This is a genomic window from Arthrobacter alkaliphilus (genome assembly GCF_021483235.1).
Lineage (GTDB): Bacteria > Actinomycetota > Actinomycetes > Actinomycetales > Micrococcaceae > Arthrobacter > Arthrobacter alkaliphilus.
This window is the reverse complement of the sequence record NZ_JAKEEC010000016.1, coordinates 78,315-95,515: the sequence shown is the minus strand read 5'-3', so window position 1 is coordinate 95,515 and position 17,201 is coordinate 78,315. Positions and strand designations below refer to the sequence as shown.

Sequence of the window (17,201 nt, the reverse complement as noted above, 5' to 3'; positions counted from 1 at the left end):
CCGCGCGCGGCCTTGACCGGACGAGCTCCGGTAGTGAAATCGGCTTTCATCGTTACTCCTAAAATTCCGTGCGGACTACGCCAGGTTCTTGGACTTGAGCCAGTCCTGGGCGATTTGTCCCATGTCCTCGAATTTCGCGGTCCTGCCGTTCATCTGGATCAGCTCGGCAGTGGTCAGCGCCGCGGAGACTTTGTCCAGGACGCTCTTGACCGTGTCCGTGGACTTCTTCTGGTTGATGAGGGGCACGATGTTTTCGGAGAGGAAGAGGTTCTTGTTGTCTTCGAGGGCAACCAGGTTGTTGGCGGCGATCGCCGGATCGGTGCTGAAGAGGTCGGCGACCTGTACCTGGCCGGAAAGGAGGGCGTTCAGCGTCAGCGGACCACCGGCGTCGAGCGCTGAGAAGTCTTTGAAGTCGAGGTTGTAGACGGACTTCAGGCCGGCGACGCCGTTAATGCGGGTCTTCCACTCCGGCGGGCCACCCAGGACGAGGTCCTTGGCCACGGGCTGCAGGTCGCTGATGGACTTGAGGTTGTACTTGTCCGCGGTCTCCTTCTTGACGGCCAGGACGTCCTTGTCCTGTGCCTGGGACGCTGTCAGCTGGATCAGGCCGGAGGGGATCTTGGTGCTCAGTTCTTTGGTGACTTCATCGGGGGTGACCGCCTTGGTTGACGCGTCGAGGTACTGCAGGAGGGCTCCGCCGTATTCGGGCATGAGGTCGATCGAGCCGTCCTTGAGTGCCGGGATGGTGACTTCGCGGCTGCCGATGCTCGGCTTCTCGGTGACCTTGACGCCCTTGGCCTTGAGGGCCTCGGCATAGATCTTGGCGATGAGTTGGCTCTCGGGGAAGTCCGCGGAGCCGACGATGATGCTGTCGGAGGAACCCGCGGCGGCGGCGTTGTTCGAGGTGCTCATGGGGTCTCCACCGCAGGCACTGAGGGCCAGGGCTGTTGCCGCGGCAAGGGTGAGGCCGGTAAGGAACTTTTTCATGTCGATTCTCTCTGGGATGTCTGTCGGGGATGGCCGTCGCAGGGCATGCGGTGGCCAGGTGGGGGTGTGGAGGGGAGTTGCCTAGGCGGCGACGGGGGTGGTGACGACGTCCGCTGCAGCGGGGGTAACGGCCGTCTTGAGGGTGCGCCTGGTCAGTCCGGGTGAGACGACCCTGCGGGTAATGAAGGCGAGCAACTGGTCGAAGACCAGGGCCAGTAGCGCGACCAGCACGGCGCCGGCGACCATCTGGCTGTAATCGTTCTGGGCTTTGCCGTCGATAAGCAGCCGTCCGAGGCCGCCGAGCGAGATGTACGCGGCGATGGTCGCCGTCGAAATGATCTGCAGCAATGCGCTGCGGATACCGGACAGTACCAGCGGAAGCGAGCAAGGGAGCTGGACGTCGGTAAGGATCTTCATGGTGCGGAAGCCCATGCCCCGGGCGGCGTCGACGGCGGCAGCATCCACCGCGCGGACACCGGCGTAGGTGTTGGTCAGGATGGGCGGGACCGCGAGGAGCACCAGGACGATGAGGCTTGGCAGGATGTAGCCCATTTTGGACGGGAACGAGGGGGAGATCAGCAGGACCAAAAGGATAAGTAAGCCCACGCTGGGGAGTGCGCGGAGTGCGTTCGCCAAGCCGGCAATCATGAAGACGCCCTTGCCCGTGACTCCAATGTAGATGCCAAGCGGAATCGCGATGATGGCTGCGACCGCGAGGGCGATGAGGGAGTAGAGCAGGTGTTCCCCGATCAGCGCGGGGATCCCGTCCGAGCCGGTCCAGTGTGCGGGATTGAGCAAGTAGTTGATCATGATGCCACCACCTTGGGGGTCCACGGCGTCATCCAACGGTTGAGGAGGATGATCAGTCCGTCAAGGATCAGGGCCAGGATGACGCAGAGGAGGATGCCGGCGATGATCGGAGTGAGGAAGCGGAGCTGGAAGCCCTGCGTGAAGAGCGAACCCAGCTGGGGAATACCCAGCAGGGCCGCGACGGAAACGAGGCTCACGTTGGATACCGCTGCTACGCGGAGCCCTGCACTGATGACGGGGACGCCGACCGGCAATTCCACTTTCACCAGGCTCTGGTAGCCGCGGTAACCCATGGCTTTGGCGGCCTGGACGGTGTCCTCGGGGACGGAATCCAGGGCGTCGGCGACCACGCGGACCAGCAGCGCGACGGTATAGATGGTCAGGGCGGCCACGATGTTGAGCGGATCCAGGATCTTGGTGCCAAGGACCAAGGGCAACAGGACAAACAGCGCCAAGGACGGGACTGTGTAAAGGAGCCCGGCGACACCTACCAACAGCGGGTAGATCCGGCGGCTCCGGTGTGCCCACCAGCCAAGTGGCAGCGCGATCAGCAAGCCAAGGATGAGGGGAGCGACGGCAAGCAACACGTGCCACCCGAGGAGGAAGACGATGTTGTCGAACTGGCGGCCGAGCCATTCAAAGTTCATCGCGCCGTCTCCAAATGTGGCTCAGCCTCGATCGCCTTGACGACGTCGCTCGCGGTGACGGTGCCGATGAGCTCGCCGTTGCTGTCGACGACGACGCCGCGACGGCTTGGTGAGGACAGTGCGGCGTCGAGCAACTGGCGCATGGTGCCCGACGACGACGCGGAGGTCCCGCTGAGGTTCAGGTGTTCCCGCTTGAGTTCGCCGTTGATGAGATCGGGTTGTGCCCAGCCGAGGGGCTTCCGGTTCCCATCGACCACCAGCACCCATGCGCCGGTTGCCTTGCTTTGCGCCTCGACCGCGGACGTGCCGAGCGTAACGCAGGCTTCTTCAGTCAGCGTCACTGTGCCGGCTGCGTTGGCGAAGCCAAGGGAACGGTAGCCGCGGTCGCGGCCCACGAAGTCGGCGACGAATTCGTCGGCGGGGGCAGTCAGTAGCTCTGACGGCGTGGCCATCTGCGCGAGCTTGCCGCCGACCCGCATTACGGCGACCTGGTCGCCCAATTTGAGCGCTTCGTCGATGTCGTGGGTGACCATGATGATGGTTTTGCCGATCTCACGCTGCAGCCGGAGGAATTCGTCCTGAAGTTGCGCACGGACCACGGGGTCTACGGCGCTGAAGGGTTCGTCCATCAGCATGAAGGCGGGGTCCGAAGCCAGTGCGCGGGCCACGCCCACGCGCTGCTGCTGGCCACCGGACAGCTGCCAGGGGTAACGCTTGGCGAAGCTCGCCGGAAGGCCTACCCGCTCCATGAGTTCGAGGGCCTTCTTGCGCGCTCCTTGCCGGCTTTCGCCAAGCAGTACGGGCATGGTTGCCACGTTGTCCACGATGGTGCGGTGCGGGAAGAGGCCGGCGTGCTGGATGACGTAGCCGATCCGGAGGCGGAGCAACGCTGCGTCCATGCCGGAGGTGGGTTTGTCGTCGAGATAGATAGTGCCGCTGGTGGGCTCGATGAGGCGGTTGATCATTCTTAGGGAGGTGGTCTTGCCACAGCCGGACGGCCCGACCAAGATGGTCAGCTTGCCCGTCGGTGCCTCGAGGTTGAGGCCGTCGACGGCGACTGTCCCGTCCGGGTACGCCTTCGTGACATTTTCGAACTTGATCATTTCTTTTCCATGCTTTCCTGGGGCACTTCATGGTTTTCAGAAGGTTCGGTGAGGATGCTGTCAGCTACCCTCACCAGTTCTTCGCCAAACGTCTGGGCCTTTGCCTCGTCCAAGCGGTAGCTCGGTACTACGATGCTGAGGGCCGCGACGGTCCTGCCGCCGATCACGATCGGGGCGGCGACTGCGGTGATGTCGTCTTCTACGCCGCTTCGCACAATGGCGAAGCCGCGTTCGTTCTGTCCGCCGGTGAGGACCTTGCCTGCTGCGGATCCTTCCAGCGGGATGCTCCTGCCGACCCAGCTGGTGTGCCGTACAGAGCGGGTTCCTTCGACAATGGCGATGTAGATTCCGGTTTCCCCGGGACCGGGAATGCTCAAATAGCAGGACTCACCCGTCTGGGCCACGAGCCACTTCATGTGCGGCGTGCAGAGGGATACAAGCGATTCCTGACCCAATGCGAGGGCTCCCAGTTGGATGACGCTGGCACCTGGCCGGAAGTTTCCACCGGGATCCCGCGTGACGAATCCGCTTCCCTCCAAGGTACGGAGGAGCCGGAGGGCCGTGCTGGCCGACAAGTCAACCACGCGTGCGGCGTCGCTCAAGCTGATGGAGCCATCCGTGCAGACTGCGCTCAGTAGGGCCAATGCCCTTTCAACCGTCCGGGTGGAGGAATCTGCTGCCACTGCCTGTCCTGCTTTCAAAGTGGTCTGAATCACCATGTCTTGCCACTAAGTAAAAATTAACTTTCATCCGATGGCAATAGATTTTTCGAAATTCACGGATATTCCGGGATTTCAGACAAACTGTGACGTCGCGGTGTATCGACCGTGTTTCAGGCCTGTTAATTGTGGCCACTCTTCGCTCAAACCCTTGTCAAGGGGTGGCATCTGGTTTTTACTTGGTGGCAGTCTTTATCAATCGGAGGAACACGTGGAAACCGTCAATCAGCTCCTTGACTCCATCAAGGACGTGGGCCGCGATGCGGTGCGCGGGGGATACTCCAGGGCCGTCTATACGACGCCGGAACTCGAACTCAGGCAGTGGTTCATCGAACAAGCCGAACAGCGCGGGCTCGACGTCGAGACCGACCGCAACGGCATTACCTGGGCCTGGTGGGGAAAGCCGCAGGACGGCGCCCTTGTCACAGGCAGCCACCTCGATTCCGTTCCCGGTGGCGGGGCCTTCGATGGGCCGCTCGGCGTCGCATCGGCGCTGGCCGCCGTCGACCTCCTCAAATCCCGCGGGGTTGAGCCGCGCCGTTCCCTGGCTGTGACGGTCTTCCCGGAAGAAGAAGGTTCCCGCTTTGGCGTGGCCTGCTTGGGTTCGCGGCTCCTCACCGGGGCCATCGACGTCGACAAAGCCAGGAACCTGCGCGACGCCGAGGGCAACACCTTCGCCGATGTCGCCCAGGCCAACGGCCTCGATCCCAGGCATGTCGGCCGTGACACCGCCGCCTTGGCGCGGATCGGCGACTTCGTGGAACTCCATGTCGAGCAAGGGAGGGGACTGGGAGATCATGGCCCGGCTATCGCCGTCGGCAGTTCCATTCTCGGCCACGGCCGCTGGAAGCTGAGCGTCAGCGGCCAAGGCAACCACGCCGGGACCACGCTCATGGCCGACCGTGCCGATCCCATGGTCGCGGCCGCGCAGATCGTCGTCGCCGTGCGTGACACAGCGGCGAAGCAGCAAGACGCGCGGGCAACGGTGGGGCGCTTGACGCCGGTCCCCGGCGGGACCAATGTGATCGCCTCGCGGGTGGATCTGTGGCTCGACGCCCGGCATCCCGACGACGCCGTGACGGCGCAACTGATCGAAGCGATCTACGGCGCGGCCCGGGAAATCGCGGCTGGCGAGGGATGCAGCGTTAGCCTCACCGAGGAGTCCTACAGCGACACCGTGCACTTCAATCCCGCCCTCAGCCGGCGCATTGGCGAGCTCCTGCCGGGCGCGCCCGTGCTGGCAACCGGCGCAGGGCACGACGCCGGCGTCCTCGCTGGACATGTCCCCTCGGCGATGCTTTTCGTCCGCAACCCCAGCGGAATCTCGCACTCCCCGGAAGAATACGTGGCCGACGAGGACGCCTCAGCCGGCGCAGTCGCCCTCGCCGACGTTTTGGAGGGACTCCTGTGAGCGGGTTCTGGTGTGAGGCGGCGCTGATTGAGGCCGACGGCGGTGACGTCGCGGGCAGCGGCGGGGCACGCCGCCCTGAGATTGCTGCCGGCGTGCGGCTGGAAGTGCATGAGGGCCGGATCTCCGGAATCGCCACGGGAGTCCGGCCCGAAGCCGGTGACCAGATATTGAACGGCGTCGTTTTCCCGGCCGCGGCCAACGCCCATTCGCACGCTTTTCACCGGATCCTGCGCGGCCGGACACACGACGGCCGCGGTGACTTTTGGGTGTGGCGGGAACAGATGTACAGGAGCGCCGCCGAGCTGACCCCGGAGAAGTACGAGAAGCTCGCCACCGCGGTCTTCACCGAGATGGTGGTGTCCGGTTTCAGTAGCGTGGCCGAGTTCCATTACGTCCACCACCAGCCGGGCGGGATTCCTTACGCGGAGCCGCACGCGATGGAACTTGCCTTGGCCCGGGCGGCCGTGGCCTCCGGGATCCGCCTCACGTTGCTGGACACCCTCTACCTCGCCGGAGGCATCGGGACGCCGCTTAGCCCGGAACAGGCACGGTTCGGGGACGCCGATGCCGACGCCTGGCTGGACCGGCTCGGCTCATTGCGGGCCGGGGTAGCGCGGAGCTTTCCACCGGAATTGGTCGGTGTTGGGGCTGCCTTGCATTCCGTCCGGGGCGTGCCCGAAGAGGCGCTCAAGACCGTGGCCGCGAAACTGCCGGCCGATATCCCCCTCCACATCCATTTGAGCGAGCAGCCCGCCGAGAACCAAGCTTGCATCGAAGCCTACGGAGTCACCCCGGCCGGACTGCTGGCCCGCCATGGTCTCCTTTCCCGGCGGCTCTCAGCCGTGCACGCGACCCATTTGACGCCGGAAGATATCCGGCTGCTCGGCGACGCGGGCGCTACCGTGGTCATGTGTCCGACCACCGAAGCCGATCTGGCCGACGGAATCGGCCCGGCCCGGGCATTGTCCGACGCCGGCTCGACCATCGCACTGGGCACGGACCAACATGCCGTCATTGACCCTTGGGTTGAAATGCGCACCTTGGAGCATGGAGAGCGCCTCGCTTCCGGTCAACGGGGCCGGTTCTCGCCGCAGGAACTGTTCCACGCAGCCACCATCGGCGCGACTGCTTCCATGGCCACGCCCATCGCGTCGGCACTTGAGGTAGGCGCGGTGTGCGACCTGATGGCGGTGGCACCGGACTCGGTTCGGACCGCCGGTTCCATCCCTCGGCAGTTTGCCTTCAGCGCGACGGCGAGCGACGTCACCGACGTCGTGATTGCCGCCGAGCTGGTCGCTTCGAACGGTGCCCATGTGCGGCTTGGAACGCCGGGGAGCCTCCTCGCGGAGGCGCTGAAGGAGTTTTCCTAGTATTTCGGCGGGGCTTGCCCGGGCCGTGTCACGCCGAGCAGACTTTTGGGGCCCCAGCGCGGGACACCCCTTGAAATCCGCGGAAGCTTGGGGTTGAGCAGGCCAAAAGACTGCGTGGCGTGACGACGGCGGCCGCGCGCCCGCCACTGGCCCGTTTGCTTAGGCGTCGAGCGTGATGCCCAGGTCGGCGAGGTGGGCAGTGAACTCGGGGATGTTCCGTGGTTCACCCTCGACGAGGTGGGGGATTGATCGGAAGTAGGCATCGACGCTGCCGTCTTCGCAGACGTACTCGACCACACCGAGCTGCTCGAGCGCGGGCAGGTCGATGGCGCCCCTGGCGGTGAAGGCGGTGGAAGGGGCGTGGATGATCAGGGCATCGCCGTGGGTGCTCCGCGCGTATGTGTGTACGTGGCCGCTGCCAAAGGATTTCACCGGAATCTTGTTGAATACTTCGAGTAGCCTCTCGAGGTAGACGGGCGGGATGTTCAGCGTGTGTGCGGGCTCATCAATGGTGGGTTGCCAGAACGGTTTGTGGGAGAACACCAGCGTGGGGCGGTCGCCGATCTGATCGGGAACTGTGTCCAGCCAATCCCACTGCGTCCCTTCCTCAGGGATCCCCGCGCCGATAACCTCGCTGTTAAGGCCCACGACTGCGTAGTCGCCGACGAACTCGACCCAGTGGTCGGGGCCGAAAGCATCGACGTGCGCCTGGACCCGGTCGCTGGTGGAGTTGATCCCGGCGAAGGGGTGGTCTCCGGGTTCGCCGACGTCGTGGTACCGGGGATAACGAAGAGCGGAGCGTCGATGAGGCCGAGTAGTTCCTTGGCGGCTGAGCGGTCCGCGACGTTGTCCGGGTCCAGGATCATGATGTCGCCGCTGTGGACCACGGCGTCGGGCTTGAGCTGTTCGTTGATGAAGCGGGCGATCTTCTGGAAGTTCTCGTTGGTGGCACCGCCTCGGTGCGAGACGTGCGTGTCGGAGATCTGGACAAGTCTCATGATTGTTCCTTCTTTTTAGAGGGGTAGTAGTAATTCAGGCCGGATAGCGCGGTATGTCGTCAGGAAAAGGGAGCTATTTCAGTCCGGACCGTACGAACGCGTCGACGACGTATCGCTGCAGGAAGATGTAGATGAGGAAGATCGGCAGGCATGCGAGCGAGGACGCGGCCATGATCGCGCCCCAGTTGTTGCCTTCGGCTCCCAGGAAGCCGCGGATGCCGACCTGGATGAGGGCATCGGACTTCTGCATGATCAGGGAAGGCCACAAGTATTCATTCCACGCGCTGATGAACAGCATGATGCCCAGGGCCGCCAAGGCTGGCCGCAGGTTCGGAACCACCACTTCCCACAATGTCCGCCATGACGACCGCCCGTCCATCTGGCTCGCATCCAGGAGGTCCTTGGGGAAGGCCTCGAGATGCTGCCGCAGCATCATCACCGCGAAGGCGGAGCACAGCTGGGGAAGGACCACGCCGGTGACGGTGTTCAACAAGCCCAACTGTGACACGAGCAGGTAGTTGGGGATCATCGTGACCTGGAATGGCACGAGCCACGACCCGACAAACAGCAGGTAGAGGGCTTTCTTTCCGAGGAAGTCCCACCGCGCGAAACCGTACGAAGCCAGGATGGCCACCAGCAATTGCGACAGTGCCAATGTCAGTGCCATGCCGAAGGTGTTCGCCAGCATTCCGGCGATGGGGATGGTTTTCAGTACGTACTGGAAATTCTCCAGGCTCAGCGGTCCCGGGAACGGATTGGTGGACAAGGCGTCCGACGATGGCCGGAAGGCCGTGACGAACATCCAGTAGATAGGGAAGATCGAGACGAGGGCAAGGGCGATCAGCAAGGCGTGGCTGGGTGCAAGTCGCAACGCCGCAAACCGCAGGTGCCGGCGCCCGGCGGCAGGCGCCGTCGTCGGCTCCGAAACGCCGGCCGGTCCCGCAAGCGCGCCGTCCAAGGAACCAGGCTGGGCAGGCGGGGCGATGGTGATGAAGGCCATGGTGGTTCTTCCTAGTTGTCGTAGAAGCTGAGTCGTTCGGAGAGTTCCACGAAGACCAAGGCGATCAGCCCGAATCCGAGGAAAAAGAGCGTGCCCGCCGCGGAGGAAAGCCCGGCGTCAAAGTTCCTGAAGCCGAACTGGTACAGCAGGTAGTAGATGTTGGTGGACGAGTTGCCGGGACCGCCCTGCGTCACGAGGTCGATGATGGGATACGTCCACTGCGCGGACAGCAGGATGGTCATGAGCGAGAGGAACACGAGGCTCGGCGAAAGCAGCGGGATGATGATCCGCCACGTGATTTGCCGGCCGCTCGCGCCGTCGATCGACGCGGCGGCGGCGTAGTCCGGGCTGATGCCCGCCAGTCCGGCCGAAACCACCAGCACGCCGAAGCCGAGCATTTGCCAACCGACGATCACGATGACCGCCATCATCGAACTGCCGGGATCGCGGAATATATTGCCCATCGGAGCGCCGAGGGCGGCGGCGATCGCGGGAATGGTTCCGCCTTCCGGCGCGAACAGCCAGCGCCAAATGGCACTGCTGGCCACGGGTGTGATGAGGAAGGGCACGAAGATCAGGGCCTGGTAGGCGGTGCGTGCCTTGCCCTGGACTTTGCGCGATAGCAGCGCGAAAACCAGCGGCAAGGCAACGGAAATCCCCAGGAACGCCAAGATGTACAAGCCGGTGTTGATGAGCGCTTGGTGCAGTTCGGGCAGGCTCAGGACCTTGGCGTATTTCTGCACGTCAACGTACTGCTTGGGCTTGGTGGGGATGAGGTTCCAGTCGTTGAAGGACAGGTTGACGGTCTGTCCCAGCGGCCAGTACGTCCAGACGAGCAACAGGACAACGGCGGGGAGGATGTAGAGGTAGGGGCTCAGGGCGCGGCGCGTGGGACGCCGGGTTGCCGGCAGCCCCGCCGGGCCGGCAGGGGCGATGCCCGCTGCAGGCCCGGCGGTCTCGATGAACATTCTTGGGGCTTCCTTCCAGTGCTGTGGCTGGTTAGCGAATGCTGCCGGCGAGCTCGCCGTCGCCGGTTTCGGCAGCGATGGAGGGCTCGACGTCGGACGTCTCACCGGGCGCGGTCATCGCGGCGGTGGCCTCTTCGAGGGTCATCTTCTCGAACGCGGCCATCTGCTCAGCCGTGACGGAGTAAACCGTGGAGAACTCGCCAATCGGCACAACGGTGCTGAGCATCTTGTCCTGGTAGAGGTGGATCAGGTTGAAGGCCTGCGCCCCGTTCTGTCCGCGCATCGACCTCGGCGCCACGTTCAGGTCCTGCGTGTAGCACGTGGCCGATGCGACCGTCACGGGAGCGCCGCCGAAGGTACTGAAGGTGGAGTAGTGCAGGTGGCCGGCCAGGATGCCGCGGACGTCAGTGCCTTCGATGACTTTCTCGAAGCGGCTCTGTTCACGGAGTTCGAACATGGCCATCATCTCCAACGGGCTGGGGACCGGCGGGTGGTGCAGGGCGATGAGGGTGCCGTGCGGTGCCGGCGTGGCGAGCACGTCGGACAACCAAGCCAGCTGCTCGTCCGAGATCTCGCCGTGGTGCTTGCCCGGAACGGTCGAGTCCAAGGCGATGATGCGCAAGCCGTTGACGTCGTGGACCATGTCCACCGATTCCTCGCCGGCGTCGGAGTCGAGGAGGCCCGAACGGAAGGCGGTGCGGGCGTCATGGTTGCCCATGACCCAGATGATCTTGGCGCCGAGCTCCTCGGCGACCGGCTCCACCATATTGCGGAGGCGGACGTAGGCGTCCGGGCGGCCGGTGTCGGCGAGGTCGCCGGTGAAGACGATGGCTTCGGGCTTGACCTGGGCCTTGACGAAGTCGCGGAAGAGCTGGCGGAGGTTCTCGTCGCTGTCGACGCTGCCGTGGAGCAGTTCGTTGTCGGCAACGAAGTGGGTGTCGCTGATGTGCAGGATGAAGTGCTCGGGGGCCGGGTGCTGGAGTTCTGTATTCATGGTCTTCTCTCCTTGTAAGTGAGTGGTTCTTAGCGGATGGAGCTGATGGTCAGGACGTCCCTGAGCCGGGCGAGGTCGTCGTCGCTGAAACCGTGTGCCTGGAGCAGCCCCGTGGCGCTGCCGTACATTTCGTCCACGAGGTCCAACGTGGTCTCCAGGACGGCTGCGGGGCTCGCCGAGATGATTTCCCGGAGTTCCTCGCCGATGCCTGCAAGGTTCGGGTGGCTGGCGGCGGCGGCCATCATGGCCTCGCTCCATTCGCCACGGAGGTTTTCCTCGCTCGCTATGTAGTCCAGGATCACCTGGCCGCGGTCCACGCCCGCGGCCAGGAGGGCCAGCGCAATCACGAGGCCGGTGCGGTCCTTGCCCGCGGTGCAGTGCACCAGGACCGGGTCCGTTCCGGAATTGGCAATCAGGCGAATGGCGTTGGCAAGCCGTTGGGCGTGGTCCTGGACCATGAGCCGGTAGATGTGCGAAAGGGTGGTGATCTCAGCGGTGCCGGGGACGTTGCCCTCTTCGAAGATCGGGTTGTGTTTCGTGGTGACGGCAAGTCCGTCAAGATTGCTGGGCGACTTCGCCAGCTCGGTGCGGTCCCGCAGGTCGATCACCAGACGGATGCCGAGCTCGGAGAACTGCAGGCGCCCGGCGTCGGTCAGCCCGTGCAGCGCGTCCGAGCGGTACAGCTTCCCTTCACGGACGGTCCGCGCGGCGGCTTGGCCCTGGGCGGCGGCGTAGCCCCCGGTGCTCCGGAAGTTGTAGGTGCCCTCCACAGGGTAGGGGCGGTTGCGGGTTCCGAAGACTGCGTCCTCGGCGGTGGTTGTCACGGTTGGTGTCCTTAAGGTGGGCGGAAGGTTAGGGAATGAGTTCCTGGGCGCGCTTTTGGGCGTCGGCCATGGTGGTCTTTGCGTCTTTGCCGTAGTAGACGACGTTCTCGACGGCTTTGCCGAGGATGTCGTCGATCTGGACGTAGCTGTTCCCCGGGTAGGAAACCCAGGGCTGGAGGCGGTCAAGCTGGGCGAGGTTCGGGGCAAGGAGCGGGTTCTTCTGGGCCCAGTCGTAGAGGGAGCCGCCTGGCTGGGTCAACGAGGTGCGCAGCGGCAGGTAGCCGATCTTGGTGGAGATCTGTTCGTAGGCGTGGTCGCTGGTCATGAACTTGATCAGTTCCCAGCCCGCGCGCTGCTTCGCGGGGTCTTGCGAAAGGACGAAGAGTGCCGAGCCGGAGTTCGTGGGGACTGCGGGCTTGCTGCCGAATGACGGCATGCCGGCGGCCTTGAGCGCCCAGCCGCCCTTTGCGGCGGCCTGCATGAACGATCCTTGCAGAGCGGAGGTGGTGAGGATGAAGGCGGTATCACCCTTCATGAGTCCTTCGGACTGGGCGCTGCTGTCTGCGTTGCGCAGTACCCCGTCCTTGGTCATCTGTGCGAGCTTGGTGACGGTGTCGACTGCGGCGTCCGAGCCGAATCCGATGGTCTTGCGGTCATCGGAGAGGACCTGGGCGCCATTGGACTTGAAGACGCCCTGCATGCACCAGTTGCCGCCGATGCTTGCGCACGAAATGTCCAATGACGGCTTTCCGGTTTTCGCGGAGACGGCTTTCGCTGCTGCCTCGACCTTGTCCCAGGTGGACAGGTCCGGGTTGGTCACGCCGGCGTCGGCGAGCTTGGTGGCGTTGTAGAAGAGGACAGGTGTGGAGAAGACGTAGGGAATGCCGTATGTCTTGCCGTTCCAGTCGGCCAGGTGCTTTGCGTTGGGGTGGAAGGGGTGGGCTCCACCGAGTGCGTCGTCGACGGCCTTCTGGCCAACCAGGTCGCTGATGGGCTGGGCGCCAAGCTGGGTGGCGGCGAAGTCCAGGGAATCGAACGTCAACTGCGCGACGTCGGGCGCGTGTCCCGCCAGGAGCTGCGTCTGGACGCTGCTGACCGTGTTGGACCCGACGGCGCCGCCGCCCTGTGGTGCCTGTGCGGTGACATGGATGTTCGGGTGGGCCTTTTCAAAGTCGGCTACGAGGCCTTTGACGGTATCGGTCCAGACGCCGGCCTGGGCCAGGTTGTAGCTTTCGAAGGTGATGTTGACTTGCTGGTCTGCCGCGAGCTCAGGGATGACTTGGTTGCTCACGGTGCTGGCTTGCGAGGTGCCGGAACAGCCCGCGAGGGCCAATGCGGCGGTGCCCGCGGCGATGGTCAGGGCAATTGAACGGAGAGGGCGCACAATGTTTCCTTTATTGCTGGGTTGGGTGGGTACTGCGGGTTCCGGGCCGGGCCGGATGGTGGGGGAAGCTAGACCGAAGCAGTGGGCTGGACGGAACTGGCAGTGGAGGCGTGTTTCGCGTCTGCTTGCCATTCGAGGCGCCGGCCGCTTGAGCGGTCAAAGAGGTGGAGGTTCTTGGCGTCGGCGCCCAGTACGACGGCGTTGCCTGGCTCCCAGTGTTGGCCTCGCGGCGCGCGGACGGCCACGCGGTTCCCGCCGACGCGGCAATAGATGACTTGTTCGCTGCCGAGGTTTTCGGCCAGGTCAATGACGCCCCGAAGCGCTGCCCCGGAGCTCGGCGCGGCTGCGGACGAACCGGGTGCGTGGATGCTCAGGTGCTCGGGGCGGATGCCCAGGACAACTTCGCGCCGGGGTGTCTCCCCTTCCCACAGCACGGCCTCCACGGACGGCGCCATGACGGTGATGGAGCCGTTGCTGGTGGAGAGCTCGGCGTCGATCAGGTTGGTGGCGGGGGACCCCAGGAAGCCTGCGGCGAACACGGATGCCGGCTTGTCGTAGAGCTCTTCGGGCGTGCCGAGTTGCTCCAGTTGGCCCCCGTTGAGCAGCGCGATCTTGGTCGCCATGGTCATGGCTTCCACTTGGTCGTGCGTGACGTAGATGAAAGTGGCCCCGAGGCGCTTGTGCAGCCCGGCCAACTCCTGCCGGGTTGCGGTCCGCAGCTTGGCGTCCAGGTTGGACAGGGGCTCGTCCATCAGGAAGGCCTTGGGCTCGCGCACCAAGGCACGTGCAACTGCAACGCGTTGGCGTTGTCCGCCGGACAGCTCCTTGGGCTTTCGGTCCAGCAGATGGCCGATCTCCACCATGTCTGCCACGGCCTCCACGCGCTTCTTTACTTCCTGCTTGTCAGTCCGCCGGACGTGGAGAGGGAAAGCGAGGTTTTTCGCGACGCTGAGGTGCGGGTACAGGGCGTAGCTCTGGAACACCATTGCCAGATCGCGTTTCTTGGATGGAGCGGCCGTGATGTCCGTTCCGTCCAGTTCGAGCGAGCCTGACGTCGGTTCCAGCAGGCCCGCGATCATGCGGAGCAGGGTGGTCTTGCCGCAGCCGCTGGGGCCGAGCAGGACCAGGAAATCACCGTCTTCGACGGTGAGCGATACGTTCTTCACCGCCGACACGTTCTTGAATGAACGCGACAACTGGTTGAGCACAAGTCGGCCCACGAGCACCTCCGGGGAAACGATGTTTCCTAAATCGAATTATTTAGGAAACGTCTTACCCTTGAAGGGTGCGGCTCGATTATTAACGATCGGTACGCAGTCGATGAACTCCCCGTGCGCGGACAGGAAACAGTTGAAACCGACCGCGTTTCGCGCCAAAAGCTATTCGGGGTTTTCCACCATGTGAAGTACTTCTTCGAACACTGCGGAGCGGGCGCGCTCAACCTCGGGAGAGTCGGCCGTCACTGCGGCGTGCAGGGCAGACAGCACCAGCATTTGGACGATATTTCCGATCGGCAGCTGGTCATTCCAGGAATGGAACTCCGCTCCGGCCACCAGCGTATGGGTCGAGAGCGCGGCGAGCTCGGACTTTGCGTAGCTGGTCACTCCGATCACCGTTGCCTTGCGTTCGGCCGCGATCCGCGCAGAGCCAACCGTGAAGGAGTTCATGCCACTGTCACTCACGGCAATGCAGACATCCCCTGCTGTGAGGAGCTTGGCAGTGATGTGCTGCGACACGATATCGGATGGCGCCTCGCATCCAACCCCTGCGGCCAGAAACCGTAGGGCCAGCGACTGGGCGGGAGCGAGGGAGCCGCCGTTGGCCACCACCAGCAGGCGGCCGCCCCGGCGAATCGCCCGGACCGCGGCGTCGAACTCTTCGAAGTCCAAAGACCCCAGGGCTCCTCGAATGTCCTGGGATGCGCGGGAAAAGATTCCCGAGACGAGATGTTCGGAGGTGCCAGGTTCGCCCGTGGCCCCGGATTCCTCATGTTGCAGGCTGTCCCGAGCCGCAGCCCCCAGGTCGCGCAGCAGGACCTGGCGCAAATGCTGGAACCCGTCGAAGCCCATGCTCTTGCAGGCCCGCACAATCGTGGCCGGCGACGTTCCTGTCTGGCTGACCAGGTCCGCCACTGACATCCTCGCCACAGTCTCCGGGGAGTCGAGGCACAACCGGGCCACGCGCTGTTCGCTGGGAGCCAGGGAGGGGAAAATCGACTGGATGTGCGCGCGAGAGCCGCCCAAGGGCGGTTCTGATTTGTACGGGGTCATTCGCCCTTCATACCAGATCCACTTGAAGAGCGAACAAGCAGCGCCGAAACCGACGACGGCCGCTGCCGCCCGCCGTCGGGCATCGACGCCGATCAGTCGAGCGGCAAAGTGACAGTGACGCAGGTTCCCTTGCCCGGGCTGGAGACGACCGAAACGTCGCCGCCCACTTCGCTGACGGCGATGGACATGAGCCGGAGTCCGAAGCCGTGGTGTCCGCCCGCGGGTGCCTGGCTGTCGAAACCGGCGCCGTTGTCCGTGACCGTCAGCCGGACCCCGTGGTAAACGGCGGCGAGGCGGACGGTGACATCGTGGGCGTGCGCGTACTTGAAAGCGTTGCTCAGGACTTCCTTGGCGGCGTGGTAGAGCAAGGAAGCGGAGCTGGACGAGATTTCGACGCCATGGTGGGGCGTCTCCCAATGGATTTCGGTCCCTTGGCGGCGGAGTGGTGCGGCCAGGCGGTCGATACAGCCGGCGAGACCCAGACTGTGGAAGTCAACGGGTCGCTGATCGGTGATCACGCCGTTGATGGTGGTGACGTCGTCCGGGGCTGTTGTTGTCTTCATGGCCGGTCCTGCTCCCCTTGCAGCTTTAGTGCTTTCGCCGGCGAATGGGTTCCGCCTGTGCTTGCATTAACAGTGGACCCGGACCCTCAAGGATCCCGCGAGATTCAGTGAGTTTCGTCCTAAATTCTTATTAAGAATCTTCAAGGTCATCGCCGAACTCGAATAGAAGCGCACCCTTTAACCATCCGCGCACCCTGAAAGGACCAGCGCACCCGGTTTTCCGGGTGCGCCGGTCCTTTGGGGGTGCGGCAATGGCCTTCTATTTGCGGAGGAAGCCCAACAGTGCCTCATTGATCTCGGAACCGTGCGTCCACAACATGCCGTGCGGGGCGCCGTCGATTTCCATGTATTCGGCACTGGGCAGCGCTTCAGTGAACCTTCGGCCGGTGGCATCGATGGGGAGGATGTTGTCCGCGGTGCCGTGGACGATCAAAGCGGGCACGTCGATCTTGGGGATGTCGGCACGGAAATCGGTGAGCCACGTCGGCTGGGCAGCCACGGAGGCGTGGGCGCCCGACTGGGCCGCCATGTTCCAGCTGGCGGCAACCGCTTCGTGGCTCAGGCGGTGCGTTCCGAGGAAAGTCGGAGCGTTGTAGAAGTTGTTGAAGAACTCGGTGAAGAAAGCGTAGCGATCGGCAGTGACGGCTTCGGTAAGTCCGTCGAAAACGGACTGTGGAACGCCTGCGGGATTGTCAGCGGTCTGCAGGAGGAACGGCTCCAAGGATCCGAGGAACACGGCTTTCGCCACCCGGGCCGAGCCGTAGGTGCTGATGTAGCGGGCCACTTCACCGGTTCCCATCGAAAAGCCCACCAAGACGGCGTCGTTCACGTCGATGCTGTTGAGCAGGGTGTCCAGGTCCGCGGCGAAGGTGTCGTAGTCGTAGCCGGTAGTGGGCTTGCTGGATTTTCCGAAACCGCGGCGGTCGTAGGTGATGACGCGGTAGCCGGCGTCGAGAAGTGCGGCGGTCTGCTTCTCCCAGGACGAACCATCGAGGGGATAACCATGAATGAGGACCACGGGCTGACCGGTCCCGTGGTCCTCGTAATAGAGCTCGATATTGGTGCTGTTTTCATTTCCAACGGTGATGTAAGCCATGACCACGGTCCTTTCGTAGCGGATCCTGCCGAGCGTTTCCAGCCTACTGTCCGGTTA

Annotated in this window: 18 protein-coding genes; 2 read left to right on the top strand and 16 right to left on the bottom strand. The window is 64.0% G+C overall.

What is annotated here, in order from left to right:
* Positions 1–75 precede the first annotated feature (75 nt).
* The 5 genes from L0B83_RS12565 to L0B83_RS12545 all read right to left on the bottom strand — a co-directional run bounded on the left by L0B83_RS12565 (position 76) and on the right by L0B83_RS12545 (position 4,230).
* Entirely contained in the window at positions 76–987 is a 912-nt protein-coding gene (locus tag L0B83_RS12565) for an ABC transporter substrate-binding protein (RefSeq protein WP_234758792.1), read from the bottom strand.
* Between the two features lie 81 nt (positions 988–1,068).
* Positions 1,069–1,797: an ABC transporter permease gene (locus tag L0B83_RS12560; protein WP_234758791.1), complete on the bottom strand. Its 729-nt coding sequence runs from the start codon at positions 1,795–1,797 to the stop codon at positions 1,069–1,071.
* Positions 1,794–2,444, bottom strand: a complete 651-nt coding sequence (locus L0B83_RS12555; RefSeq protein WP_234758790.1) for an ABC transporter permease — start codon at positions 2,442–2,444, stop codon at positions 1,794–1,796. Before L0B83_RS12555 ends, L0B83_RS12560 begins: the two co-directional genes overlap by 4 nt.
* Entirely contained in the window at positions 2,441–3,547 is a 1,107-nt protein-coding gene (locus L0B83_RS12550) for an ABC transporter ATP-binding protein (RefSeq protein WP_234758789.1), read from the bottom strand. Before L0B83_RS12550 ends, L0B83_RS12555 begins: the two co-directional genes overlap by 4 nt.
* On the bottom strand, positions 3,544–4,230 hold the full coding sequence (locus L0B83_RS12545; RefSeq protein ID WP_234758788.1) for an IclR family transcriptional regulator: 687 nt from the start codon (positions 4,228–4,230) through the stop codon (positions 3,544–3,546). Before L0B83_RS12545 ends, L0B83_RS12550 begins: the two co-directional genes overlap by 4 nt.
* Positions 4,231–4,477: 247 nt before the next feature.
* On the opposite strand from L0B83_RS12545, the gene L0B83_RS12540 reads away from it, so the two are divergent.
* On the top strand, positions 4,478–5,677 hold the full coding sequence (locus L0B83_RS12540; RefSeq protein WP_234758787.1) for an allantoate amidohydrolase: 1,200 nt from the start codon (positions 4,478–4,480) through the stop codon (positions 5,675–5,677).
* Positions 5,674–7,047 (top strand): formimidoylglutamate deiminase, encoded by a 1,374-nt coding sequence (locus L0B83_RS12535; protein WP_234758786.1) that lies wholly within the window; start codon positions 5,674–5,676, stop codon positions 7,045–7,047. The genes L0B83_RS12540 and L0B83_RS12535 overlap by 4 nt, the downstream gene beginning before the upstream one ends.
* Before the next feature lie 159 nt (positions 7,048–7,206).
* On the opposite strand, the gene L0B83_RS12530 is transcribed toward L0B83_RS12535, so the two are convergent.
* The 11 genes from L0B83_RS12530 to L0B83_RS12480 form a co-directional block, all read right to left on the bottom strand.
* Complete coding sequence (locus L0B83_RS12530; RefSeq protein ID WP_234758785.1) at positions 7,207–7,479, bottom strand: hypothetical protein; 273 nt, start codon at positions 7,477–7,479, stop codon at positions 7,207–7,209.
* Between the two features lie 53 nt (positions 7,480–7,532).
* Positions 7,533–8,045: a metallophosphoesterase family protein gene (locus tag L0B83_RS12525; RefSeq protein WP_234758784.1), complete on the bottom strand. Its 513-nt coding sequence runs from the start codon at positions 8,043–8,045 to the stop codon at positions 7,533–7,535.
* A 73-nt stretch (positions 8,046–8,118) separates the two neighbouring features.
* A complete protein-coding gene (locus tag L0B83_RS12520; protein WP_234758783.1) occupies positions 8,119–9,045 on the bottom strand; it encodes a carbohydrate ABC transporter permease in 927 nt (308 codons plus the stop codon).
* A gap of 11 nt (positions 9,046–9,056) precedes the next feature.
* Entirely contained in the window at positions 9,057–10,013 is a 957-nt protein-coding gene (locus L0B83_RS12515) for a carbohydrate ABC transporter permease (protein WP_234758782.1), read from the bottom strand.
* A gap of 31 nt (positions 10,014–10,044) precedes the next feature.
* A complete protein-coding gene (locus L0B83_RS12510) occupies positions 10,045–11,007 on the bottom strand; it encodes a phosphodiesterase (RefSeq protein ID WP_234758781.1) in 963 nt (320 codons plus the stop codon).
* 29 nt (positions 11,008–11,036) lie between these two features.
* Positions 11,037–11,831: a tyrosine-protein phosphatase gene (locus L0B83_RS12505; RefSeq protein ID WP_234758780.1), complete on the bottom strand. Its 795-nt coding sequence runs from the start codon at positions 11,829–11,831 to the stop codon at positions 11,037–11,039.
* 28 nt (positions 11,832–11,859) lie between these two features.
* The gene (locus tag L0B83_RS12500; RefSeq protein ID WP_234758779.1) at positions 11,860–13,215 is read right to left on the bottom strand and encodes an ABC transporter substrate-binding protein; all 1,356 of its coding nucleotides are present in this window, start codon (positions 13,213–13,215) and stop codon (positions 11,860–11,862) included.
* Positions 13,216–13,283: 68 nt separating this feature from the next.
* Positions 13,284–14,435: an ABC transporter ATP-binding protein gene (locus tag L0B83_RS12495; RefSeq protein ID WP_234758778.1), complete on the bottom strand. Its 1,152-nt coding sequence runs from the start codon at positions 14,433–14,435 to the stop codon at positions 13,284–13,286.
* Between the two features lie 159 nt (positions 14,436–14,594).
* Complete coding sequence (locus tag L0B83_RS12490) at positions 14,595–15,485, bottom strand: MurR/RpiR family transcriptional regulator (RefSeq protein WP_234758777.1); 891 nt, start codon at positions 15,483–15,485, stop codon at positions 14,595–14,597.
* A 92-nt stretch (positions 15,486–15,577) separates the two neighbouring features.
* Entirely contained in the window at positions 15,578–16,048 is a 471-nt protein-coding gene (locus L0B83_RS12485) for a sensor histidine kinase (RefSeq protein ID WP_234758776.1), read from the bottom strand.
* A gap of 259 nt (positions 16,049–16,307) precedes the next feature.
* Entirely contained in the window at positions 16,308–17,144 is an 837-nt protein-coding gene (locus L0B83_RS12480) for an alpha/beta fold hydrolase (RefSeq protein ID WP_234758775.1), read from the bottom strand.
* Positions 17,145–17,201 lie beyond the last annotated feature (57 nt).